Source organism: Paractinoplanes toevensis (assembly GCF_018332695.1).
Taxonomy (GTDB): Bacteria; Actinomycetota; Actinomycetes; order Mycobacteriales; family Micromonosporaceae; genus Actinoplanes; species Actinoplanes toevensis.
This window is the reverse complement of the sequence record NZ_BOQN01000064.1, coordinates 1-22,635: the sequence shown is the minus strand read 5'-3', so window position 1 is coordinate 22,635 and position 22,635 is coordinate 1. Positions and strand designations below refer to the sequence as shown.

Here is a 22,635-nt window from a genome sequence, read left to right as displayed (position 1 = left end):
AGGCATCGTCATGGACGTCATCACCCGGCGCCGGTTCCTGGCCGCCAGCGGGGTCGCCGTCGCCGGCGGGGTCGCGGCCTACTCGCTGCGCGACATCCTCGCCACCGCCGGCGATCGCGATCCGGCCGCGCGCACCCTGGTCCTGGTCACCCTCTACGGCGGCAACGACGGAATCAACACCGTCATCCCGTACGCCGATCCGGCCTACGCCGCCGCCCGCCCCGCCCTCGCCTACGACGCCGGTCAGGTCCTCCGCCTCGACGACGCCTTCGGCCTCAACCCGGCCATGACCGGCCTGCACCAGCTCTACCAGGACGGAAAGCTGGCCGTGGTGCGCGGCGTCGGCTACCCGAAGCCGGACCGCAGCCACTTCCGGTCGATGGACATCTGGCAGACCGGGCGGCCCGACCGCCCCGAGAACACCGGCTGGCTCGGCCGCTGGCTGGACGCGGCCGGCGGTGACCCGCGCCTCGCGGTCTCGTTCGAGCCGGTGCTGCCGCCGCTGCTGGCCGGGGCGAGATCGGCCGGTGCCACCGTGCCGGGCGGGTCGGTGCGGCTGCCGAAGAACGTCACGACCGCGCAGCTCACCGCGCTCGGGGCGGCGGCGCCCGGGGAAACCGCCACCCGGGCCCGGGCCGCCGCCTGCTTCGGTGACCTGACCCGCATCCAGGACCTCATGTACGACGTGACGGAACAGGACGACGACCAGGACACCGCCACCGGAACCGGCGGCGCCAGCCAATCCCTCGACAGTCAGCTCGCGCTGGTCGCCAAGTGCGTCGAGGCGGGTGCCGCCACCCGGGTCTACTCGGTGTCGCTGGGCGGGTTCGACCTGCACGCCGATGAGAAGCAGGCGCAGGAGTCGCAGCTGGCCAAGCTGGACAAGCCGCTCGCCGCGTTCGCCGGCCGGATGGCCGCCCATGAGGTGGTCGTCGCCGTCTATTCCGAGTTCGGGCGCCGGGTGCGGGCCAACGCCTCGGACGGCACCGACCACGGCACCGCGTCGAACGTGCTGCTGCTCGGCGCGGGCATCAAGGGCGGACTGTACGGCGAGCCGCCCAGCCTCACCGACCTCGACCAGGGCGACCTCAAATACACGACCGACTTCCGGGACGTGTACGCGACGCTGCTCGCCGACGTTCTCGGCAGCGACCCCGCCCGGACGCTGGACGGCTGGACCGGCCGGTCCGAGGAGGTGTGGGCCTAGGTCACCACCACAGGCGCAGGGCCAGCCGTTGCGACGGCACGGCGGGGTCGTCGGCGTCGACCACCGCGATCAGACCCAGCCCGTCCGTCGCCGTCTCGCTGATCGCGAGCCCTTCCACCTTGTACGGGCCGGGCAGCGCACACATCGCCACGACGCCGTCGTCGTCCAGCAGCGCCAGCGCCGCACCGGCCACCGGCCCGTCGTCGACCGCGTTCGGCGTGTCCTCGGCGGCGGCGCTGACCAGCACCCGGCCGTCGGGCAGCGGCACGGCGTCGGTGACGCCGAGGGCGACGCCGCCGATCCGGCCCAGGTCGTACCGGCGCACCTCACCGACCTCGACGACGCCGGCCCGGCCGGTCCGCACCGCGGCGATCAGCGCCGCCGCGTCGACGTCCACGCCGGCCGTGGGCGCGCCGGCCGCCGGGTTGCCGCGCTGGAACCAGCGCAACCGGTCACCGAGCAGGAAGGCGCCCTCCAGGTTCAGCGCCTCGACGGCGATCCCGAGCGCGGCGGCGACGTCGTGATAGACCGGCGTCAGATCGGCCACGGTGAAACCGGTCGCGGACACCAGCGACGCGCGCATGCGGGCCGCGGTGGAGCCGGAGCCGAGCAGCAGCACACCCTCCGGCACGGCGCAGGCCGCCTCGAAGTCGGGCTTCAGATGCTTGGTCCCGGCGGCCTCGCTGAACACCTCGAGCCCGTCCACCGGGTCGGCGACCCGCACGGCCGTCACTCCGGCGCCGCGCCACCACGCCGCCTGCGTCGCGTCGTCCTGCGCGATCAGCCAGCCGTCGCCGAATGCGGCGATCGCCGAGGCGGCCCGCACCGGCGAACCGTCGTCGAAGACCAGCGACGCCACCTCGGTCACCGCAACCCGCATGCCTGCATCCAACCAGGCCGGCCCGGTGCCGGTGGGTCAGGGCGCGGCTTTGGCGCCGCCGCCGTCGTTGATCAGCAACTCCGGGTGCCGGCCCAGGTAGGCGGGGAGCTTGTCGGCGGCGGTCGCCGCGAACAGCTCCTTCGTCGCGTCGTTGATGCCCTCGGCCTGGCCGCCGTTGACCGACGCGAAGGTGCCGCCGTTCGTCTTGATCGGGATCAGGTCGGCGGCGGCCAGGCTCTTGAGGCCGAAGAGGAAGTCGGTGACCTTCACGCCGTGGGTGTCCATCTTCAGCGACGAACCGGCCGCGGCCAGCACGTCGGCCACCTTGGCCGGGTTGGTGAGGATGCCGCCGCTGGTCGCCTTCTTCGCCATCGCCCGCAGGAGCTGCTGCTGGTGCCGCTGACGGTCGTAGTCGCCGTTGGTCGAGTGGCGGATGCGGGAGAACTCGAGCGCCTCCCACGGGGCCATGGTGCGGCAGCCCTTCTTGAACCACAGGGCGTTCTTCGGCGCGTTCTCCGGGTTGGCGCCCACCGCGTACTTCACCTTGCCGTCGACCACGATGTAGTGGCTCGACCAGGCGTCCTTGTCGACGCACATGTAGACGCCGCCCAGGGCCTCGAGGATGCCCTTGAAGCCGTCGAAGTCGATGACCACGACGCCGTCGAAGCTGATGCCGGTCAGCTCCTTGACGGCCTTGGTCGCCAGCTTCGCGCCACCGGTCCAGCCGCGGCCGTTCATCGACCCGTACGCGTAGGCGGAGTTGATCTTCTCGGTCGCCCCGCCGAAGTTCATCGACTTGTCGGCCGGGATGTGCGCCATCGTGTCCCGGGGGATCGAGATCATGTACGCCTGGTCGTGCGTGGCGTTGATGTGCAGGATCAGCATCGTGTCGGAGCGGGACTGCTCGCCCTTCTCCTCCCAGCCCTGCCGGGTGTCGAGGCCGAGCATCAGCAGGTTCATCGCGCCGTCGGGCAGCTTGCCGGACTCCACGCTGCCGGTGGAGTCGTCCAGAACGCTGGAGGTGGTCTGGATGTTATTGGTCAGCTGGCCCAGGAAGTACCGCGAGGCGACCAGGCCGCTGACGCTGAGCACGGCCAGGACGACACCGAAGGTCAGCAGGGCCTTGGCCCACGCCGGTGCCTTGGACTTCGTGGCCTTCTTCGGCTTCGCGGCGGTCTGTCCCGGCATCCGTCGACTCCTCCTGACACGCGCGTGTTCCAAGCCTCGAATCGCGAGACCGCCCGCGCCGGGCCCAACACCGCACGAATTAGATATATCTTCGCGTTCCGCTAGTCAATCGGCCGCAAGGGTTTATAACTGGCAGTAATTTAACGGCGACTTCATGTCCATCATTGACTCCGTTCTATTGGGCGGGCCAAGATTTCCGAGCCATTACCGCAATGCGGAAAACGCGACGAAGGGCCCCCATCCCCCATGCGCCGTGACCATCCCCGCCGGATCGGCATCGCCGCCGGCATCGCCGCACTCCTGATTGTGATCCCCGCCACCCCCGCCTTCGCCGACCCGCCGCACGGCCTGCCGCAGAACGCCAACGGCTACGAACAGTCCTTCTCGCCGGCCTACGACTACGACACCGACGGCTGCTACGCGGTGCCGGCGATCGGGCCGGACGGCACGCTCAACGGCGGCCTCAAGACCACCGGTGCCGTCAACGGCAGCTGCCGCGACCAGTCCGATCTGGACAATTCCCAGACGTACTCCCGCTCGAAGTGCAACAACGGCTGGTGCGCCATCGTCTACGCCAGTTATTTCGAAAAGGATCAAGCGGTGGCCGGCAGCGGTCTCGGCGGCCACCGGCACGACTGGGAACACGTCATCTCGTGGGTCGAACAGTCTGCCAACCAGGTGCAATATGTGACCACCACGCAACACTCCAGCCAGGTCACCTACGCCCGTTCCGCGGTGCGATTCGAGGGCACCCACCCGAAGGTCGTCTTCCACAAGGACGGCGCGTCGACGCACTTCTTCCGGCTCGCCAACAGCAACGACGAGCCGCCGGAGAACCACTACCACGACTGGCGCTACCCGCCGCTGGTCGGCTGGGACGGTTACCCGACGATCGCGCTGCGCGACAGGCTCATGACGGCCGACTTCGGCTCGGCCACCCAGAAGATCAGCGACGGCCGTTTCGAGTCGTTGCTCAACGCCGGCAAGCCGGCCGGAATCCCCTTCGACCCGTACGCGTAGTCAGCGGCCGCACCGCTCCGGGGGCGACCCGCCCTCGGAGCTGTACGGTGGCCGCGATGAGAGGTCTAACGGTGGTGCCCGACCAGTCCGCGACGGGCCTGCTTCGAGCGGTACATCGCGTCGTCGGCCTCGCGTAGCATCCGTTCGGTCTCGGCCGGGGTGCCGGTCGAGGTGCCCACGCTCGCACCGACCGTGACCTCGGCGCCGGTCACCGCGATCGGGTCCGCCACGACTCGGCTGATCATCTCGGCGAGCGCCGCCGCCCGCGCGGGTGCGGCGTCCGGCAGCACCACGGCGAACTCGTCGCCGCCCAGCCGGGCGACGGTCCCGGAGTCGCCGACCAGCGCGGTGAGCCGGTCGGCGACGGTGATCAGCACCTGGTCGCCGGCGTGGTGGCCGTGCACGTCGTTGACCTGCTTGAACCCGTCCAGGTCGATGACCAGGAAGCTGATCGGCAGGTCGGCGTCGGCGGTCAGCACCCGCTGCTGGAGCAGGAAGCGGTTGGCGAGGCCGGTGAGCACGTCGTGGGTGGCCTGGTGGCGCAGTTCGTCCTGCAGCCGGCGGGCGTCGGTGACGTCCCGGCCGTTCCAGACCAGGCCCCGGATGTTCGGGTTGGCCAGCAGGTCGGTGCCGATCAGGTGGGTCCAGTGGTAGGTGCCGTCGGTGTGCAGCATCCGCAACTCGGCGCTGGCGGTGCCCGACGCCGTGGTCATCTCGGCCAGCAGCCGCGCCGCCACGGCCACGTCCTCCGGGTGCAGGCGCCCGCCCAGGTCGAGCCCGGTCTCGTCGCCCTCCTTCAGGCCGAGCAGCCGCACCGCGGACGGGCTCGCGTACAGCACCCGCTGGTTGCCGTCGGTGACGATGGTGGTATCGGAGGCGTGCTGGGCCAGCGCGTTCGACCACTCGTCGCGGCGGCTGATCTCGGCGAGCAGGCGTTCGTTGTCGTGGAAGGCGGCCTGCTGCCGGACCAGCACCAGGCCGGTGCTGAGCAGCACGCCGACGGCGACGCCCCAGATCTTCAGATCGGCGTGCACGGCGGGCAGGGCGAGGACGAGCAGCAGCTGGGTGCCGGCCACCGCCGCGTACGGCAGGCGGCTGAACCGTTTCTGCCGGGCCGCGACCGGCACCTCGATGTTGCGCCGGTTGAAGATCTCCTGCAGGCGCAGGCTGATCGGGATGAGCAGGCACGGCAGCAGCTGGGCCAGGTACATGATCCGCGGGTCGGAGCGGTCCATCAGCAGCGCCGCGAGCGGGGCCGCGACCGCGGTGCCGGTCACGCCGAGCGCGCCGATCGCCCCGGGCAGCTGCTGGAACGGGGCGTTGCGGCTGAACAGCAGCTTGATCAGGGCGAACGTGACGAGCAGCATCACCGCCGAGGTCGCGGCGGCGGCCAGCCGGTCATCGGTGCGGCCGTCGGTGAGCTGGCCGGCCAGCAGGAAGTACCAGAGGAAGACCGCGACCGCGGTGAGCACGGTCGCCGCGTCCAGCCACAGGCGCAGGCGCAGCCGGCCGACCCCGCCGATCGGGTGCGCCAGCATGGTGATCACCACGATCACCATGCCGCCCACCACGAACGCGGTCTGCACGGTGCTGACCTCGCCGGCCGGATGGCCGTGCAGCACCAGGGCGGTCTGGTAGGAGTCGGCGATCGCGCTGCTGCCCATCGCGGCGGCCACCGCCGTCCAGAACCGGCGGGCGTAGCGGTCGACCCCGGGCAGCCGGACCAGCCGCCCGGCGAGGTAGACGTTCAGCAGGTCGAAGGCGGCCTGCAGCACCCACAACGCCTGGTCGATGCCGGGCGCGAACAGGAACCACGGCACGAGCAGGACACCGAGGGCGATCAATGCGCACAGAACAGGGTCGAGTCGCGTCCGCACGCCCCGATCCACCCGCATCCGACCAGTACAGGCGACCCGGGTTGCAGGACGGGTGCAAACCCAGTCCCGTCTCGGAGCGGCGGGGACGCTCAGGCGCTGTCCGCCCCGCGGGCCGGAACGTCAGTAGGGTCGGGTCATGGACGGTGCCCGCCCTTCTGGCAGCCGGTGCCCGACTGGGGGCCGGTGGTCCGCCGGCTGCCGGACGTGACGGTCGCGTCGACCCTGACCCTGCACGTGGGGGAGCGGGAGGTCGAGCTCATGCACCCGGGCCCCGCGCACACCACCGGCGACCTGATCGCCTGGCTGCCCGCGGAACGGGTCCTCTTCTCCGGCGACCTGGTCTTCGCGGGCCTCACCCCGCTGGTGTTCATGGGTTCGGTGACCGGCGCGCTGCGGGCGATCGACTGGCTGGCCGGCCTGGAACCGGCCGTGGTCGTTCCCGGCCACGGCCCGGTGCTGACCGGCGACGACATCGGCCGCGTGTTCGACGAGCACCGTCGCTACTACCGGCTGGTCCAGCGGATCGCGGACGAGGGCCGCGGCCTTTCGCCGCTGGACGCGGCCCGGCAGGCGGAGCTGGGAGAGTTCGCCGGCTGGGCGGACGCCGAACGCCTGGTGCTCAACCTGCACCGGGCGTACGCCGACCGGGCGGGCACCGACATCGACCTGATCGCCGCCTTCACCGACGCCACCACCTGGCTGGGTGGCCCGATGTCCACCTCGGTATGAGTCCTACCCGCCGGCCCGGCGCTGTTCGTGGGCGGCGGCCAGGATGAGGTACGCCGCGGCCGTCCAGGTGTAGGCGCGGTCGCGGAGGCCGGCGCCGGACTCGGCGTCGAAGTTCTCCGCGAAGCCGGACCGTTCGCACAGGGCCCGGAACCGGGCGCTGACGTCGTCGGCCATCGCGGCGTGGCCGGCCCGGCGCAGGCCGTCCTCGATCAGCACGGTGCTGGGCGCCCAGATCGGCCCCCGCCAGTAGCCGTCGGCGAGGTAGTGCGGCGAGCCGACCGGCTCGGTGGCCAGCCCGTGCGCGGTCAGGTGGGCCTTCAGGGCGGCGGCGAGCCGGTCGCTGATCTCGGCGGGCAGGCCGGCGCCGAGGGCGATCGGCATCAGGTCGAGCAGGCTGGTGCCGGCCCGGCCGACGCCGGTGGCGGCGGTGCGGGCGACGAAGCGGTTGCCGTCCCACAGTTGGTCGACCAGGGCGTCCAGGACCGTGCCGGCGGTGCCGGTCCACCGGGTGGCCGCGGCCGGATCGCCGAGCTCCTCGGCCAGGCCGGCGAGTTCCCGCAGCTGCATGACCAGGAAGACGGCGAGGTCGGCGGTCTCCAGGGTCCGGTCGCCGTCGAAGGTGGTGGAGTTGTCCCAGCCACTGTCGTTGCCGTGCTGGTAGTGCGGCAGGGCGTGGCCGGGCACCCGGCGCCGGTCGAGCCAGAACTCCGTCCAGCCGGACAACCGCCGGTAGGCCTCGGCGAGCTGGTCGCGGTCCAGCGGCCGGGCGAGCCGCTCGCGCAGGCGGGCGAAGGCCCAGCCGTGGATCGGCGGCTTGACGAAGTTGTAGAGCACCTCGGAGTGGGTGACCGAGTCGGGCAGGGCACCGGCCGGGTCCTGGTGGTCGAACGGCAGCAGGAACTGGTGCCAGGCCAGGCCGGGATCGCCTCCGGCCAGGGCGATCGCGTTGAAGCAGTGGTCCCAGCTCCACACCTTGTCCATCCAGTGCTTCGACATCAGCACCGCCGGCCGGGTGACGAAGCCGCCGGGCGCCACGGTCGCCGACCACAGCACGTAGCAGGCGAGCTCGGTGGCCGGGGTGTCCGGCGTACGCCACGGTGCCACCGCTTCGGTGAAATCCCGGAAGGCCGCCGCGGCGGCGCCGGCGACCTCATCGAACGAGGCGCTTGCGGTGTACGGCGGACGGGCCGTCTCGTACTCCTCGATGGCGATCTCCCAGCCGGCGCCGGCCGGCAGGTCCAGATGCCGGTCGCCGGTGCCGAGCAGTTCGAGGCCCGCCGCCCCGGCGAGGTCGCCGCCCAGCACGGTGACCCGGTAGCGGCGCCCGGTCTCGTAGGAGCTGAACACGTGGGCACCGTCGACCGGGTCGCGGTAGAGGTAGGTGCCGCTGAACGGGGTGAGCGTCGCCGCGGCCGCCGCGATCCGCAGGCCCGGTCCGGCGCCGCGGACCCGGAGCGTGCCGGCGTCCTGGTAGACGGCCTCGATCTCGCCGGAGTCGTGCCGCCAGCGCAGCCGGGCGGGGGTGGCGGCGATCGTCGTCCCGGGCGCGGCCGCGAAGCGCAGGACCGGGTGCATCCCGGTCTGGTGGGAGACCAGGTGCAGGTCGTCGGCGTAGGTCTTCTCCGCGATGACCGGAGAGACGCCGAACCAGGACCCGTGGTAGCTGAACGGGATGTCCTGGAGGGAGAAGGTCGCCATGGCTGGCCTTTCGGTCGTGGACGGCGCCGGCCCCTCGATTCGATCACGGCCGGCCCCGCAGCGGCCCTCCTGGCGCGACGAACATGGGCCGTCGCCTTGCCGGGCCGCTGTGGTGCTGGACCGCTGTCCTGCCGGGTCTTGCCAGGGTCAGGCGAGCGCGGGGGAGGCGGGCTGGGTCGTGGCCTCGGGCTGCTCGACGGCCTGGGCGGCGCGGCGGCGGGACGGGCGCATCGCGCTCGCCGCGCACAGCAGCAGGCCGAGGGCCAGCCAGCTCAGCAGGACGGTCAGCGGGCGGGTGGCGCCGGCGCCGTCGAAGAACGCCGCCGAGCGGAGCAGGTTGAACGCCGCGCCCGGTGGCAGCAGCTGGCCCAGCTCGCCGGACCAGCCCGGCAGCATCTCGGGGGCGCTCGTGGCGCCGCTCAGCGGGTTGCCGAGCAGGAAGATCACGGCGGCGCCCAGGCCGAAGCCGGCGAAGCCCAGCAGGGACTCCAGGCCCAGCAGGGTCAGTGAGGTGGCGGCCAGGGACAGGGCCATCACGCCGGCGTTCAACGCGTAGGTGCCGTCGATCGAGCCCAGCCCGAACTGCAGGATCGCGGCCATCGCCGAACCGCCGATGACGGCGTAGGCCACCGCGCCGGTCACCCGGCGGAGGGTGCCGCGGATGCGCAGGGTCAGGAACACCGCCGCGATCATGCCGCCGATGACCAGGGGGAGGGCTCCGGCGGCCAGGCCGGCGCCGCGCGGGTCGTCGGCGGGGAGCGGGGCCAGGTCGCGGACCACCACGGCGGCCTCGGTGCCGGGCGACGCCTGGGACAGCGCGGTGGCGATGCCCTGCAGGGTCTGCGCGACCACCGGGCTTCCGGCGGAGGCGATCAGCACCTGGGGTTTGCCGGTGGAGAGGTCGATCGCGCCGTATACCTCGCGGTTGTTGATCGCCGCTTCGGCGGCGGCGGTGTCGGCGACCGGGGTGATGTCGAAGCCGCCGGGGAGGCGCTGCTCGAGGGCGGCGGTGACCTGGGCGGTGGCGGCGGCGGGGCCGGCCACGGCGATCGGGACGTCGTGCACCGCGGAGCGCGCGGCGGGCCAGGCGAACGCCGTGACCAGGACGCTGATGACGATGGACAGGAGGGCGACGACTCCCGCGACGTGGGTCCACGGCGAGGGCGACGCCTTGGCGGCGGTGGCCGATGACATGACGGCTCCTCAAAGAGAACGATCGTTCGTTTTAGAACGATAGGCGCGGCGGCGGGACGCTGTCAAGAACGAACGTTCGCTTTAGAAGTATTGGACTAGCCTCCTAGGACGGCGGGCGAGGCGCGACGGCGGCGACGTGCAACCGGGCGGCGGGCAACGCGGGCGGCGGGCAACGCGGGCGGCGGGCAACGCGGGCGGCGGGCAATGCCGGCGGCGGGCAATGCCGGCGGCGCGGGCAATGCGGGCGGCGGCAGCGACGGGCGCGCTGGTTACCCGTGGGCCAGGGCGTGGTGGAGGAAGGCTCTGATCGTCTTGAGGGTGGGGCGGGTGCCCGGGCGGGAAGCGCCGGCCGTGTGCCGAACGATCGCGGCGGGCTGGGACGGGGAGACGATGCGTTTGTCGTGGCCGGCGCCGGGGACCAGGTAATACGTGGCCGGCACGCCCGCCGCGCTCAGCGCCGCGAACAGGCGGTCGCTCTGGTCGATCGGGACCAGGCCGTCCTGCTCGCCCTGGGCGATCAAAAAGGGCGGGGACTGCGGGGAGACGTACGTTATGGGGTTGGCGGTTTTGACCAGGTCCGGCTTGTTCTTGATGGGGGTGCCCAGCAGCGCGGACTCGGGGGAGCGCGGGTCGGCGTGGCACTCGGTCAGGCCGAACGCCCGGTTGAAACTGTCGCACGCGCCGGGGCGCATGTGGGCGTCCATCCGCAGGAAGTCGGTGGGGCCGTAGAGGTCGACCACCGCCTGCACGTCGCTGGGCGGGCCGGTCACGCCGACGTTGCCGTCCAGGGCCTTGTCGTGGCCGGTCACGCCGGCCATCACGGCCGTCCAGCCGCCGGAGGAATCGCCCATCACGGCGATCCGGCGCGGGTCCATGCCGTACGTCGTGGCGTGCGCCCGCAGCCAGCGGATCGCCGCCTTGACGTCGTAGAGCTGGGCCGGGAACTTCGCCTGCGAGCTCGAGCGGGTGGAGACGCCGGCGACGACGTAGTCGGCTCGGGTGAAGAAGGGGGCGAGCTGGGCGGCGTACGCCTTGCCGTTGTCGCCCTGCCAGCCGCTGCCGCCCATGGCGATCAGGACCGGCCTCCGCTTGGGACCGGGTTGCCTCGGGATGTAGAGGTCGAGCAGGTGGCCCTGGCTGTCGGCGGGGGACGCGGGGGCGTAGGCGAGGTTGGCGTGCAGGTCGTAGCCGGGGCCGGAGACCGCGTCGGCGGTGGGTTCGGCGGCGAACATCACGGCGGCCATGGTGAGTACCAATCCGAGAATGCGGCGCCGTTTCACGTCTTGATGGTCGCTTACGAATGCGAATCCGATGAATGCCGCAAACAGGGGATACCGCCACGGACGAGTGGCGGCATCCCCCGTCCGATCGGCTATCCGAGGGCGAAGCTCGGGTGCGGCGGCTGGTTGTAGGCGGTGTTCTGCCAGGCCACCGCCTCCCGGTACATCCGGTCCTGCATCAGCGACACGTGCGAGATGCTGGTCGCATCCGTGGTCGAGTAGATCCGCAGGGCCTTGTTGTCGGTGGTCGGCCAGATGACTTCCTCGCGCCAGTCGCCGAGGATGTCGGCCTGCAGCGACGGGGTCGCCTTGGTGCCGTTGTTGGAGTGCACGCCGCTGGCCGTGAGCAGGCGGGTGTCGGCGCTGGTGCCGTACTTGTCGATGTGGGTGGCGTCGAGCAGCTCGCGCTGGGCGTCGCCGTCCCACCAGATCACGAAGTTGGCGCTGGACGGTTTGCGGCCGATGTTCTGGCCGGAGGTGTTGAACAGGCCGGAGACGCCGGACGACCACGACTCGGCGCCGGGGCTGCCGGCGTAGATGTCGTCCGAGACGCCGCGGCCGTTGTCGCAGCCGCAGGATGCGTTGGACCAGATGATCGCGCCGGTGCGGGCGTCGGCCATCCAGGCGGCCAGCTTCGAGGTGTCCTCGTCGACCTTGAAGATCTCCAGGCCGGCTCGGCTCGGGATCAGGTTGCCGACGTGGTAGGCGTCGCCGTGACCCTGGCCGTTGACCCACAGGCCGGAGCCGTTGTCGTCGATGGCCATCGCCCCGTACAGAATCTCGTCCTTTCCGTCGGAATCGACGTCGGCGATGGAGAGCTGGTGGTTGCCCTGGCCGGTCCACTTCGACCCGTTGGTGGAGGAGTTGCTGTCGAAGCTCCACTTGCGGGTGAGGGTGCCGTTGCGGAAGTCCCAGGCCGCGATGGTGCTCCGGGTGTAGTAGCCCCGCGCGGTGATCAGGGACGGGTAGGACCCGTTGATGTACGCGGTGCCGGCCAGGAACCGGTCGACCCGGTTGCCGTAGGAGTCACCCCACGCGCTCACCGTGCCGCGCGCGACCACGTAGTCGACGGTGGCGGCCGCCTTGCCGGTCTGGCCGTTGAACACGGTCAGGTACTCGGGGCCGGACAGGATGTAGCCGGAGGAGTTGCGGTAGTCGGCGCTGGAGCTGCCGATCACCACGCCGGTGCCGTCCTTCGTGCCGTCGGCGGTCTTCATGGCGACCTCGGCCTTGCCGTCGCCGTCGTAGTCGTACACCTGGAACTGGGTGTAGTGCGCGCCGGCCCGGATGTTCCGGCCGAGGTCGATGCGCCAGAGCCGGGTGCCGTTGAGCTTGTACGCGTCGATGAACACGTTGCCGGTGTAGCCGGACTGCGAGTTGTCCTTGGCGTTGGTCGGATCCCACTTGAGGACGATCTCGTAGGAGCCGTCGCCGTCCAGGTCACCGACGGAGGCGTCGTTGGCGACGTACGTGTAGGCGACGCCGTCCGGGGTGGTGCCGCCGGCCGGGATCTGGATCGGCACGTCCTGGGAGGCGGCCGCCAGGCTGGTCACGGGGGCTTCCGCGGCGAGAGTCGACGCGCCGGTCGGCCGGACGGTGTAGGCGGCGCCGGTTCTCGCCCCGGCGTCGGTGAAGTTCGTCCGGCTCGTGGTGGTGATCCTGGTGCCGTCCCGGAAGACGTCGAACGTGACTCCGGCCGGATCGGACTTGAGCAACCGCCAGGACAGGAAGTTGCCGCTGCCGGCCCGGAGGCTGATCAGGCCGCGGTCGAGGTTCTCGGTGGTGCTGGTCGCGTCGGCGGCCGTGGGCGCGGCGGCCGGCTCGGTGGACGCCCTCGCCACGGCGGCGGTGGAGCCGACGAGGACGAGGGCGGCGACGGCGGTCAGGGTCTTGGCACGTTTCATCGGGGTGTCTCTCCTACTCGGTGGAGGGTAGGCAAGCGCTTTCCTCGGGAAGCTAGTCCTCAAATTGAGGCTTGTCTATGTCTCTGCGCCTTTTGGTGGGCGCGGACCGTCCCGATCTGATAGGCCTACGGGATGAGAGCTTTGGTGGTCCGCGGGGGATGGGAAGGGCACCGGCCGGTCGAGGCCACGTCACTCTTCCTGCCGTTCCTGAAAGCGAGCGGTTTCGAGGTGCGCATCGAGGAGTCGACGGCGGTCTACGCCGATCCCTCGGTCATGTCGGCGACCGACCTGATCGTGCAGTGCATCTCCATGTCGACCATCGAGCGAGACGAGATCGCCGGGCTGCGGGCGGCGGTCGCGGCCGGCACCGGGTTCACCGGCTGGCACGGGGGCATCGCCGACTCGTTCCGCGCCTCGTCCGACTACCTGCAGCTGGTCGGTGGTCAGTTCGCGACCCACCCCAGCGTTTCGCCCGCCGACCGAACAGGGGACGAAACGGACAATTTTCTCCGTTACTCGGTTACCATGACCTCGCTGGGCCGCGAACACCCGATCACGGCCGGCATCGACGACTTCGAGCTGACCACCGAGCAGTACTGGGTGTTGCACGACGACCTCATCGACGTGCTCGCCACCACCACCCATCCGGTCCAACCGTGGCATCCGTGGCACCGCCCGATCGTCTCCCCGGCCATCTGGACCAGGCAGTGGGGTGACGGCCGGATCGTCGTCACCACCCCCGGGCACAGCCTCGACGTCCTCGAGAACCCGAACGTGCGGACCGTCGTCGAGAGGGGCATGCTGTGGGCCGCCCGCACCGCATCGGCGTCGTAGGCACCGGTTACATCTCCGCGGCGTACCTTTCGACGCTGGCCGATCATCCCGGCGTGACCGTCGCCGCGGTCGCCGACATCGACGCGGCCCGGGCCGCGTCGGTCGCCGCCGGCATCGCCGGCTGCCGCGCCCTGCCGGTCGACGAACTGCTGCAGGACCCGCAGATCGACACGATCCTCAACCTGACGGTGCCCGCGGCCCACGCTTCGGTCGCGCTGGCCGCCATCGCCAACCACAAGCAGGTGTACGGCGAGAAGCCGCTCGCCGCCGACCTGCCCGCCGCGCGTTCCCTGCTCCTCCAGGCCTCGGCCTTCGAGGTGAGCATCGGCTGCGCACCCGACACGGTGCTCGGCACCGGCGTCCAGACCGCCCGCGCCGCCGTCGACGCCGGGATGATCGGCCGTCCGCTGTCGGCGGTGGCGGTGATGGCCACGCCCGGTCACGAGCGCTGGCACCCGAACCCCGACTTCTACTACCTGCCCGGCGGCGGCCCGCTGCTGGACATGGGCCCCTACTACGTGTCCGCCCTGGTCCACCTGCTCGGGCCGATCGTCGCGGTGACCGGCGCCGCCTCCCGCCTGCGCGACACTCGGGTGATCGGTTCCGGGCCGCGGGCCGGCTCGTCGATCCCGGTCGAGGTCGACAGCCACGTGACCGGCGTCCTGCACCACGCCGGCGGGGCCCTGTCCACCATCACCACCAGCTTCGACGCCGTCCGCACGACGGCCGCCCCGATCGAGGTGCACGGCGAGACCGGCAGCCTCGCGGTCCCCGACCCCAACCGCTTCGACGGCGACGTACGCCTCTTCGAAGCCGGCGCCGACGACTGGCGCACCCTCGACCCGCTGGCCGGCTACGTCGACGCGGCCCGCGGCATCGGCCTGCTCGACATGGTGCTGACCGGCACGCCCCGAGCCTCCGGCGAGTTGGCCCTGCACGTGCTCGACGCGATGACGTCGCTGCTGCGCTCGGCGTCCGAGGGGCGCCGCCTCGACCTGACCACCACCATCGCCGAGCGGCCGGCGGCGGTGCCGCTGACCCCGGCGGCGCTGTGGCGGGAGACCGCGTAGCTCACCCCTGGCGCCGAGCGGCGCTCCCGCTCAGCAGTTCGGCGGTGGCGGCCCACAGGCGCCGCTCGCGCTCGCGGTCATGGGCCACCGGCCGGACCTGCTGCACCCGGTCGCGCACCACGAACGCGCCGTCGCGCAGGTGAGCCCACCGGTCGTCGAGCGCCACCGAGGCCAGGATCGGGCCGGACCGCTCCGGGGTGGCCACCCCCGGCAGCCGGCCCAGGCCACGGCCCATCGCCTGGGCGAACTCCGGGGCGCCCCGGCTGAGCGCGGTGCCGGGCATCCAGCCCGGCTCGTACACCGCGACGTTGATCCCGGCGCCGGCGTGCCGCTGCAGTTCGTGGGCGTAGTAGAGGATCGCCAGCTTCGCGTTCGAGTAGGCGACGCCGCCGGACTTGAAGCCCGGGTTCGCCGCGCCGGTCGCCGGCCGGGCGATATCCACCGGGTCACGCCACTGCGCCTCGGGCACGCTCAGCAGCCGCCGCCAGAAGTTGGCGTGGTAGGTGTTCGAGCCGAGCAGCACGATCCGGCCGCGCGAGCCGAACGAGCCGAGCAGATCCCCGATGAGCTGGGCGTGCGCGAGGTAGTTGACGGCGAACGTCAGCTCGAAGCCGTCGGCCGACGCGGTGCGGGTGTCGGTCGACATGGCCCCGGCGTTGGCGATCAGCGCACCCAGCGGCCGCACCGCCCCGGTGTCCAGCAGATCCCGCACGGTGACCGCGGCGGCCCGCACGTCGGCTAGCCGGGACAGGTCGGCGCCGATCTCGTGCACCGTCGCACCGCGTGCGCGGGCCTCGGCGGCCACCTCCGCCAGCGCTTTCCCGGCCCGGCCCACCAGCAGCAGGTCGGGGCGGTCGGCGGGCGGGCGGCCCGCCATGGCGAGGGTGGCGGCGCGGCCGAGGCCCCGGGTCGGTCCGGTGATCAGAACGGTATTTGTCATGTTCCGATCGTGGCGGGCCGGTCGCCGGTCAGGCAGTCGCCCGGTTTTCGTAGGACTGCCAGGGCCAGGCTAGGCGCGGTCGACCGCGAACATGTAGCAGCCGTACAGCACGTTGCGGCTGTGCACGGTGGCCACGTCCGGGCGGCCCAGCAGTTGCCCGATGCCGGCCTCGGCGCCGGACCCCTCGACCAGGATCGCGTCGGCGATCCGCCCGGCCAGGTCGTAGGCGCGCAGCACCTGCCGGCGATCGCGGAACCCGGCCGGGTAGTCGCCGGGCTCCCGGTAGCCGTCGCACGGGCCGGCGTGCACGAAGACCGGGCCGATCTCGCGGTAGGCACCGGCCGTCCCGGCCGGCCGGTAGGCGACCAGGGCCAGCCGCTCACCGGCCTCGGCGTCGCGCAGGCAGCACCGCAGCGGCGCGCCGGCCTCGTCGGCGGTGAACGGTTCGAAGTGGTCTCCGGCGTCGTCGACACGGTCGCGGCGGGCGGTTTCCAGCCAGGCGGGCGGGATTGGCGAGACAACAAAACTCATGCCCTCGATCCTCGCGCCCGCGCCACCCGAAGTCTGGCGGGAATCGGCCGCCGCGCTCTACCCGGCCAGGTCGGCGATCTCGTCGGCGCAACCCCAGGACAGCGTCATACCGGCGCCGCCATGCCCGTACGCGTGAATGATCTTTCCGCACGCCTCGACCCGCGGCCCACCGTGGCGGGACGGCCGCAGGCCGATCCGCTCGCCGAGGACCTTCGCGCCGGCCAGCTCCGGCACCAGCGCGACGCAGCGTTCGACGATGGCCGCCGCCTCCGCCGGATCCGGCGCGAAATCGCCCCGCCCCACCTCGAACGTGCCGCCCAGCACCACGTCGCGCGACCGCGGATGCACGTAGGTGCCACCCGCCGAATCCCGCACCGCGCCGCTGATGCCCGGGTTCTCGACCAGCACGATGTGCCCGCGCGCCGGATGCACCGCCGGATCGCCGGCCAGCTCGCGGGCGGCCAGCCCGGTCGCGTTCACGACCACGTCCGCCTCGGCGTCGGCCAGGGTGCGCACCCGCCGCCGCTCGAATCGGCCGCCGGCCTCCTCGACCCGGCCGGCCAGCCAGCCGAGATAGACGTCCATCTCGGCGAGCGGAGCCAGGAAGTGCAGTTCCTGCGCGTACGGGTGGGAGCCGTCGCGCAGCTGAACGCCGTCGACCGCCCCCGCCCACCAGGGCAGTTCCCGGATCGGCTCGCGGAGCAGGTTGCGGGTCGGCCGCAGCAGCAGCCCCGGCACGCCGGCCTCGAGCTGGCGCCGGAACTCCCGGTAGGTGGCCGCCGCCCACGTCGCGACCTGCGGGTTCTCGTCGATGCGGGTCGGGTACCAGGCCGCGGCCGCCACCGCCGACACGGTGTCCAGCGGATCGTCGGCCGACCACACGGTCACGGTGTGCCCGCGTTCCAGCAGGCGGATGGCCGCGGTCAGGCCGATCACGCCGCCGCCCACCACAATCACGTCCGTCATGCCCCCGATCCTGCGGGTGCCGTCGGCGGCCGGGCCAATTGCTGTTCCCGGCGTAGCGATAAGCGGCGCTTATGATGGGCCGATGGAGCGGCTCGCCGGCATCGACCTGGACCGGCTGCGGTCGTTCCAGGTGCTCGCGGCCGAACTGCACTTCACCCGGGCCGCCGCCCGGCTGCACCTCACCCAGCCCGCCCTCAGCCAGCAGATCCGAGCCCTGGAACGACAACTCGGCACCCCACTGGTCGAGCGGCACGCCCGCGGCTGCACGCTCACCCCGGTCGGCGCCCGGGTGGCCGCCGAGACCGGCCGCCTGCTCGCCGAGGCCGACGCCGCGGCCGCCCGCATCGCCGCCGCCGCGCAGGGCACGCTGCGCCTCGCCTACACCCGCTCGGCCCGCGGCGGCCGGGTCGACGCCCTGGTGGCCCGGTTCCGGGCGGCGTACCCCCAGGTGGAGGTGCTGCCGTCGACCGGCTGGACCGCCCCCAACGTCGAGGGCCTGCTGTCCGGCGCCATCGACGCCGCCTTCGTCCGCCCGCCCCTGGACGAGCCGGCCCTGACCTGCCTGCACGTGGACAGCGAGGAGCTGCTGCTCGCCGTACCGGCGGACCACCCGCTCGCCGCCCGGCGCCGCATCCCGCGCCCGGCCGTGGCCGGCCTGCCGGCCGTGATGTGGCCACGGGAGAACGGCCCCGGCATGTTCGACCGCACCATCGCCCAGGTGTGGCCGGCCGGCGGGTTCACCCTGTCCCGCCACGAACCCGACGACGAGCAACTGCTGCGCGCGGTCGCCGAGGGCACCCTGATAGCGGCGGTCCCGGCCGGCCGAGCCCGCTCCCTGAAACTCCCCGGGGTCCGCCTGCGCCGCTTCACCGACCCGATCCCCACCGTCGACATAGCCCTGGCCTACCCCACGGTGAGCACCAACCCGGCGGTGCATCGCCTGGCCGCCCTTCTCCGCGACAGCGGGTGACTACCGGCGGGCGAAGACGAAACCACCCTCGACGTCCGGAGCCGGGTGGTGGGCCATCTCGGCCTCGACGGTGAAGCCGGCCGCTTCCAGCCAGGCCGCTACCCGGGCGGGCGAGCGGCGGTGGACGTAGACGTTCATCTCGTGGCCGCCGTAGCCCTCGGTCTTGAGCTTGCTGCCCTCGCCGGCGTGGAAGCCGGCCAGGAGCACCCCGCCCGGCCGCAGGACCCGGCGGAACTCGGCGAGAACCGTGGGCACGTCGTCATCCGGGACGTGGATCAGCGAGAACCAGGCGAGCAACCCGGCCAGGCAACCGTCGGTCAGGTCGAGAGCCGTCATCGACCCGACCTCGAACCGCAAGCCCGGATGGTCGCGCCGCGCCACCTCGATCATCGCGGGCGAGAGGTCGACGCCGAACACGTCCAGGCCGATGCCGTGCAGGTAACCGGTGAGCCGGCCCGGCCCGCAGCCCACATCGGCGACCGGCCCGTTCCCCGTGCCGCGCACCCACTCGGCGAAGAGCCCGAGGATCCCGCGCTGGAACGGCTCGCCGGCCAGCGAGTCACGCAGCAGATCGGCGTAACTGACCGCCACGGTGTCGTACGAGGTCCGCGTTTCGTCAAGCCAATCGGGGACGCGCATGCCGCGCAGGGTAGCCGCCCCTCGGCCTACGGGCGCAGTTCGGAGGTGATCGACACGCGCAGGTAGGCGTCCACCCAGGCGTTCGCCGCCTCGTCGCCGGGGTCGGGACCGAGCCGGACGGCCAAGGATCGGACGGCGTCGGCGGCGCGGTGCAGGCCGGTGCGGCCGAGGTGGTCGGCGGCGGTGCGCAGCCGGGCGGGCATCGTCGGCGGGGTGTGCCGGAGGCCGCGGTGGGCCACCTCGGACAGCAGGTTCAACGCCTCATCCAGGGCGTGGCCGAGCGGGTCGGTCGCCGCGTCGGCCGGTCGTGGCGGACCCGTGCCGTGCCCGGCCGGGGTCAGGTCGGGCACGAGCACCCCGTCGCCCACCGCGAAACCGATCGGGTCGATGATCACGCCCCCGCCGCCCCGGCGAACGCTGCCCGCGACATACCGGACCTCCCCGCTCAGCGCCTCGGCCACCGCGTCCAGCCGCCCGGGCGCGCAGGCCGCGTGGGTCGCGGTGATCGTCGCCGTCGTGCCCCGAGCGTCGGTGACCTCGGCGTCCAGCCGTTGCGCCCCCGGCGCGTAGCTGACCGACAGCACCTCGGCGACCGGCACCACCCGCACCAGCTCGGCCTCCACCCGCGCGCGGATCGGCCGGGGCGGCAGGGCGTCCAGCTCGGCGGCGAGGACGGCCAGGTCCGTCGAGATCAGGCTGGGCGGCAGGTGCTGCCAGGACCCGCGGGACGCCATCGCCTCGGTCCGGCTCAGCCGCCGGGCACCCAGCCGCACGGTGCGGCTGGCGCTGCGCGACGCCGACTCGGTGACCACCGCCCCCGACGCGAGCGCGCGGACGGTCACCCCGGCGACGCGGCGTTCGCCCAGACGTGGTCCGGCTTCCTCCGTCTCGTACGCCCGGCGCAGCACCAGGACGGTCGCACTGTCGCCATGGGCCAGGAAGACATCGACCACGCGTTCCTCGCCGACCACCGACACCCGGGCGCCGAGCCCGTCGAGCCGTGCCCTGCGCAGCGGAGTCTCCGACGCCTCATCGGTGCCCAGCACCCGCGACACCAGGCCGGCCCCGCCGCCACCGACGGCGCGCTGCCGGGCGAAGAGTTCGGCCACGTGGTCGGCCAGGGCGTCCGGGCGGTAGCGCGCGCTGCGCTCCCGATAGGCGCCGAGCTGACCGACGAGGTCGTCCACGGCCAGCAGCGGCCACCGCATCCGCCCGGCTTCCAGCTCCCGGCGCACGGAGGCGACCTCGGCGCCGATGCCCGCTCCCAGGTGGACGGCACCCTCGCGGAGCACCAGCCCGGCGAAGGCGACGGCCCGGTCCAGGCCCGGCCGGGCGGCAACCGTGCTCCCGCCGCCGACCTGCACCTGAACGTCGTGCTGCTCGGGTGCCCGCTCGTCGGCGACCCGGAACGCCCATACCGCCAGTGCGATGACGTCGTCCCGGACGCCCGCCACCGCGTCGGTCCGGGCGAAGCCCAGATCGCGCGGCACCAGGAACCGCACCGTGGTGGTGGGCAACTCGACGGTCGGCACCGGGTCGCCGGGCCGTCCGCGATGCACCCGGGCGACATAGCCCGCCCGCTCGACCCGCCGGGCCGCGGCGACCCCGCGTTCCCCGATCCGCTCGGCCAGCTGCGCGTCGCTGAACTCGCCGGGCGACCACCCGGCCCCCGGGTTACCTTCGGCCGCGCTCGGGTCACCTGCGGCGGCGGGCGCCCCGATCTCCGGTTCCGTCGCGGCTTCCGGCTTCGGCGATCCGGTGGCCGCGGTAGCCGGGCCGGCTGTGGACGCGGTGTTGTGCCGCTGGTGGTAGGCCAGGACCAGGGCGATCACGTGCCGGCAGGCGCCGGGGGCCGCGCAGCTGCACTTCCCGGCCTCCAGTCCGCCGGTGGGCAGGGACGTCGTGGTGCCGTCGGTGGCGGTGGCGTGCACGGTGCCGTCCGGGTCCTCGGACAGGGCGGGTGGCTCCCGGTCCACCTCGCGGATGGCGCGCTTGACCAGGCCGCGGTTGGTCAGCTCGGCCAGCGTCTCGGACGTCAGGGCCAGCAGGTCGGCTCTCATCGGCTGACCTGCCCGGCCACGGCACCGGCGTGCGGGACCGCGCTCATCGCGTCACCTGCTCGGCCACGAACTCGGCCAGCTGGCCCGGGGTCATCGCGCCCACCGCGGCGCCCACGTCGGCCAGGCGCTGGCCCAGCGCTCGGTCGTAGACCGGGTTGGCCTGTTCGTCCAGGGCGGCCAGGCACAGCACCTTGGTGCCCTGCTCGACCAGCTCGCGGACCGCTCGGACCAGCGCCGACTCCGAGCCGCCCTCGTAGAAGTCGCTGATCACCGCGACGATCGCACGGCGCGGCTGTTCGATCAGGCCGGCGCCGTAGCGGACCGCCAGGCCGATGTCGGTGCCGCCGCCCAGCTGGACCTTCATCAGCAACTCCACCGGGTCGTCGACATCCCGGGTCAGGTCGACCACGGACGTGTCGAAGGCGACCAGATGGGTGCGCACCCCGGGCAGGCCCCACAGGCAGGCCGCGGTCACCGCCGAGTGGATGACCGAGTCGACCATCGAGCCGGACTGGTCGACCAGCAGGATCAGCTGCCACTGCTCGACGTGTTTGCGGCTGCGGGAGAAGAAGTGCGGCGTCTCGATGTAGAGGCGCCGCTCGTCGGGGCGATAGTGGCCCAGGTTGCCGCGCAGGGTGCGCTTCACGTCGAAGTCGCGGGCCTGTTTCCAGCGGCTCGGCTTACGCGCCCGGGTGCCGGTGAACGCGGCCCGCACCTCGGTGGCCATCCGTGCCATCAGGTCGCGGACCACCGCCTCGACGATGCGCCGGGCCAGGCGCAGCACCTCCGGGTTCATCAGGTGCTTGGTCTGCAGGACGGCGCGCAGCAGGGCCGGGTTCGGCTCGACCGTTCGCAGCACCTCCGGGTCGGTGACGATGTCGGTGATCTCGTACCGTTCGATGGCGTCACGCTGCAACCGCTCGACCGTCTCCTTCGGGAAGAGCTGGTTGATGTCGTCGAGCCAGTCGACCGTGGTCATCGCCGAGGGGCCGTCCCCGCCGGACCGCCCGCCGCCGCGCCGCACGTCCCGCCGGTCGTGCTCACCGTCGCGGCCGTACAGCCAGTCGAGGGCGGCATCCCGCCGCGCCGCCTCCGGGTCGAGTTCCCCGGCGGCCGAGGCCGGTTCCCCGAGCACGAGCCGCCACCGCTGCAGTTCCGGGTCCGTCACGCGATCAGCCCTTCCCGCCGCAGCGCGGCGTCCACCAGGTCGTCCAGCAGCATCCCGGCCGCCACCACCGCCGGGTCGAGTCCGCCGCGCAGCAGCTGCCGCCCGCTCCCGCCCAGCCCGCGCCGGGCCAGCACCCGCCCGGCGATGGTCTCCCGCTCCCGGGGCGGAAAATACTCGAACGCCTGCCGCAGGGCGGGCAGCGCGATTAGGAAATCCTCCGCGGACAGTCCCGACATCAGCTCGTCGAGCAACCCCACCACCTCGCCGTGCTGCAGCACCTCCTCCCGCGCGAGCGCGAACAGCCCGGCCAGCCAGTCCCCGGCGGACCGAGGGACGAACGCCCCGCGAACCGCCCGCACCGGATCGAGTCCCTCGGCGAAGGCGGAGACATCCGCGCCGGCGGGCGGAGGTGAGGTCGCGTCGGTGGGATGCGTGGCCAGGGCCCAGCGAAAGCCGAAGGCGGCGCCGCGCAGGTCGGGC

At 72.7% G+C, this 22,635-nt stretch carries 20 protein-coding genes; 6 read left to right on the top strand and 14 right to left on the bottom strand.

The features are described from left to right. The first annotated feature begins 10 nt into the window (after positions 1-10). The gene (locus Ato02nite_RS24685; RefSeq protein ID WP_213008993.1) at positions 11-1,207 is read left to right on the top strand and encodes a DUF1501 domain-containing protein; all 1,197 of its coding nucleotides are present in this window, start codon (positions 11-13) and stop codon (positions 1,205-1,207) included. A gap of 1 nt (position 1,208) precedes the next feature. Here the strand turns inward: Ato02nite_RS24685 and Ato02nite_RS24680 are convergent, their stop codons facing one another. Beyond that, entirely contained in the window at positions 1,209-2,087 is an 879-nt protein-coding gene (locus Ato02nite_RS24680; protein ID WP_213008992.1) for a DUF6910 family protein, read from the bottom strand. A 36-nt stretch (positions 2,088-2,123) separates the two neighbouring features. Next, on the bottom strand, positions 2,124-3,275 hold the full coding sequence (locus tag Ato02nite_RS24675) for an LCP family protein (protein WP_213008991.1): 1,152 nt from the start codon (positions 3,273-3,275) through the stop codon (positions 2,124-2,126). A gap of 246 nt (positions 3,276-3,521) precedes the next feature. Between Ato02nite_RS24675 and Ato02nite_RS24670 the strand changes: the two genes are divergently transcribed. After that, the gene (locus tag Ato02nite_RS24670; RefSeq protein ID WP_213008990.1) at positions 3,522-4,295 is read left to right on the top strand and encodes an NPP1 family protein; all 774 of its coding nucleotides are present in this window, start codon (positions 3,522-3,524) and stop codon (positions 4,293-4,295) included. A gap of 65 nt (positions 4,296-4,360) precedes the next feature. On the opposite strand, the gene Ato02nite_RS24665 is transcribed toward Ato02nite_RS24670, so the two are convergent. After that, positions 4,361-6,172: a sensor domain-containing diguanylate cyclase gene (locus Ato02nite_RS24665; protein ID WP_246607381.1), complete on the bottom strand. Its 1,812-nt coding sequence runs from the start codon at positions 6,170-6,172 to the stop codon at positions 4,361-4,363. Here Ato02nite_RS24665 and Ato02nite_RS51830 point away from each other — a divergent pair. Beyond that, positions 6,062-6,901 carry an MBL fold metallo-hydrolase gene (locus Ato02nite_RS51830; RefSeq protein WP_369076925.1) on the top strand — a complete coding sequence of 280 codons (840 nt, stop codon included), beginning with the start codon at positions 6,062-6,064 and terminating at the stop codon, positions 6,899-6,901. The genes Ato02nite_RS24665 and Ato02nite_RS51830 overlap by 111 nt on opposite strands. Positions 6,902-6,904: 3 nt before the next feature. Here Ato02nite_RS51830 and Ato02nite_RS24655 read toward each other — a convergent pair whose 3' ends face one another. The 4 genes from Ato02nite_RS24655 to Ato02nite_RS24640 form a co-directional block, all read right to left on the bottom strand. Next, on the bottom strand, positions 6,905-8,599 hold the full coding sequence (locus tag Ato02nite_RS24655) for an amylo-alpha-1,6-glucosidase (protein WP_213008987.1): 1,695 nt from the start codon (positions 8,597-8,599) through the stop codon (positions 6,905-6,907). Positions 8,600-8,746: 147 nt separating this feature from the next. Beyond that, positions 8,747-9,793, bottom strand: coding sequence for a hypothetical protein (locus tag Ato02nite_RS52570; RefSeq protein ID WP_213008986.1), 1,047 nt, complete (start codon positions 9,791-9,793; stop codon positions 8,747-8,749). Between the two features lie 269 nt (positions 9,794-10,062). Next, positions 10,063-11,073, bottom strand: coding sequence for an alpha/beta hydrolase (locus Ato02nite_RS24645; RefSeq protein WP_213008985.1), 1,011 nt, complete (start codon positions 11,071-11,073; stop codon positions 10,063-10,065). Positions 11,074-11,165: 92 nt separating this feature from the next. Further along, positions 11,166-12,977, bottom strand: a complete 1,812-nt coding sequence (locus tag Ato02nite_RS24640; RefSeq protein ID WP_213008984.1) for a rhamnogalacturonan lyase — start codon at positions 12,975-12,977, stop codon at positions 11,166-11,168. 132 nt (positions 12,978-13,109) lie between these two features. Between Ato02nite_RS24640 and Ato02nite_RS24635 the strand changes: the two genes are divergently transcribed. Together Ato02nite_RS24635 and Ato02nite_RS24630 are read left to right on the top strand one after the other, a co-directional pair. Further along, positions 13,110-13,811: a ThuA domain-containing protein gene (locus tag Ato02nite_RS24635; protein ID WP_213008983.1), complete on the top strand. Its 702-nt coding sequence runs from the start codon at positions 13,110-13,112 to the stop codon at positions 13,809-13,811. Continuing rightward, positions 13,781-14,881: a Gfo/Idh/MocA family protein gene (locus Ato02nite_RS24630; RefSeq protein WP_213008982.1), complete on the top strand. Its 1,101-nt coding sequence runs from the start codon at positions 13,781-13,783 to the stop codon at positions 14,879-14,881. The genes Ato02nite_RS24635 and Ato02nite_RS24630 overlap by 31 nt, the downstream gene beginning before the upstream one ends. A gap of 1 nt (position 14,882) precedes the next feature. On the opposite strand, the gene Ato02nite_RS24625 is transcribed toward Ato02nite_RS24630, so the two are convergent. The 3 genes from Ato02nite_RS24625 to Ato02nite_RS24615 all read right to left on the bottom strand — a co-directional run bounded on the left by Ato02nite_RS24625 (position 14,883) and on the right by Ato02nite_RS24615 (position 17,318). Next, entirely contained in the window at positions 14,883-15,821 is a 939-nt protein-coding gene (locus Ato02nite_RS24625; RefSeq protein ID WP_213008981.1) for an SDR family NAD(P)-dependent oxidoreductase, read from the bottom strand. 69 nt (positions 15,822-15,890) lie between these two features. Then, positions 15,891-16,352, bottom strand: coding sequence for a DUF1203 domain-containing protein (locus Ato02nite_RS24620; protein ID WP_213008980.1), 462 nt, complete (start codon positions 16,350-16,352; stop codon positions 15,891-15,893). A gap of 57 nt (positions 16,353-16,409) precedes the next feature. Next, positions 16,410-17,318 carry an FAD-dependent oxidoreductase gene (locus Ato02nite_RS24615; RefSeq protein WP_213008979.1) on the bottom strand — a complete coding sequence of 303 codons (909 nt, stop codon included), beginning with the start codon at positions 17,316-17,318 and terminating at the stop codon, positions 16,410-16,412. 82 nt (positions 17,319-17,400) lie between these two features. Between Ato02nite_RS24615 and Ato02nite_RS24610 the strand changes: the two genes are divergently transcribed. After that, positions 17,401-18,288 (top strand): LysR family transcriptional regulator, encoded by an 888-nt coding sequence (locus tag Ato02nite_RS24610; protein WP_246607379.1) that lies wholly within the window; start codon positions 17,401-17,403, stop codon positions 18,286-18,288. Here Ato02nite_RS24610 and Ato02nite_RS24605 read toward each other — a convergent pair whose 3' ends face one another. From Ato02nite_RS24605 to Ato02nite_RS24590, 4 genes are all read right to left on the bottom strand, one after another. After that, positions 18,289-18,927, bottom strand: a complete 639-nt coding sequence (locus Ato02nite_RS24605; protein ID WP_213008977.1) for a class I SAM-dependent DNA methyltransferase — start codon at positions 18,925-18,927, stop codon at positions 18,289-18,291. Between the two features lie 26 nt (positions 18,928-18,953). Further along, positions 18,954-20,987, bottom strand: coding sequence for a YehQ family protein (locus Ato02nite_RS24600; RefSeq protein ID WP_213008976.1), 2,034 nt, complete (start codon positions 20,985-20,987; stop codon positions 18,954-18,956). 43 nt (positions 20,988-21,030) lie between these two features. After that, entirely contained in the window at positions 21,031-22,155 is a 1,125-nt protein-coding gene (locus Ato02nite_RS24595) for a VWA domain-containing protein (protein ID WP_213008975.1), read from the bottom strand. Further along, positions 22,152-22,635, bottom strand: a 484-nt coding sequence (locus Ato02nite_RS24590) for a DUF5682 family protein (protein ID WP_246607378.1), incomplete at its 5' end; no start/stop codon positions are given. The genes Ato02nite_RS24590 and Ato02nite_RS24595, both read right to left, overlap by 4 nt.

Coding starts and splice junctions, on each gene's coding strand:
- Ato02nite_RS24685 (WP_213008993.1), top strand. CDS start 11: ATGGACGTCATCACCCGGCGCCGGTTCCTGGCCGCCAGCGGGGTCGCC.
- Ato02nite_RS24680 (WP_213008992.1), bottom strand. CDS start 2,087: ATGCGGGTTGCGGTGACCGAGGTGGCGTCGCTGGTCTTCGACGACGGT.
- Ato02nite_RS24675 (WP_213008991.1), bottom strand. CDS start 3,275: ATGCCGGGACAGACCGCCGCGAAGCCGAAGAAGGCCACGAAGTCCAAG.
- Ato02nite_RS24670 (WP_213008990.1), top strand. CDS start 3,522: ATGCGCCGTGACCATCCCCGCCGGATCGGCATCGCCGCCGGCATCGCC.
- Ato02nite_RS24655 (WP_213008987.1), bottom strand. CDS start 8,599: ATGGCGACCTTCTCCCTCCAGGACATCCCGTTCAGCTACCACGGGTCC.
- Ato02nite_RS52570 (WP_213008986.1), bottom strand. CDS start 9,793: ATGTCATCGGCCACCGCCGCCAAGGCGTCGCCCTCGCCGTGGACCCAC.
- Ato02nite_RS24640 (WP_213008984.1), bottom strand. CDS start 12,977: ATGAAACGTGCCAAGACCCTGACCGCCGTCGCCGCCCTCGTCCTCGTC.
- Ato02nite_RS24635 (WP_213008983.1), top strand. CDS start 13,110: ATGAGAGCTTTGGTGGTCCGCGGGGGATGGGAAGGGCACCGGCCGGTC.
- Ato02nite_RS24625 (WP_213008981.1), bottom strand. CDS start 15,821: ATGACAAATACCGTTCTGATCACCGGACCGACCCGGGGCCTCGGCCGC.
- Ato02nite_RS24620 (WP_213008980.1), bottom strand. CDS start 16,352: ATGAGTTTTGTTGTCTCGCCAATCCCGCCCGCCTGGCTGGAAACCGCC.
- Ato02nite_RS24615 (WP_213008979.1), bottom strand. CDS start 17,318: ATGACGGACGTGATTGTGGTGGGCGGCGGCGTGATCGGCCTGACCGCG.
- Ato02nite_RS24610 (WP_246607379.1), top strand. CDS start 17,401: ATGGAGCGGCTCGCCGGCATCGACCTGGACCGGCTGCGGTCGTTCCAG.
- Ato02nite_RS24605 (WP_213008977.1), bottom strand. CDS start 18,927: ATGCGCGTCCCCGATTGGCTTGACGAAACGCGGACCTCGTACGACACC.
- Ato02nite_RS24600 (WP_213008976.1), bottom strand. CDS start 20,987: ATGAGAGCCGACCTGCTGGCCCTGACGTCCGAGACGCTGGCCGAGCTG.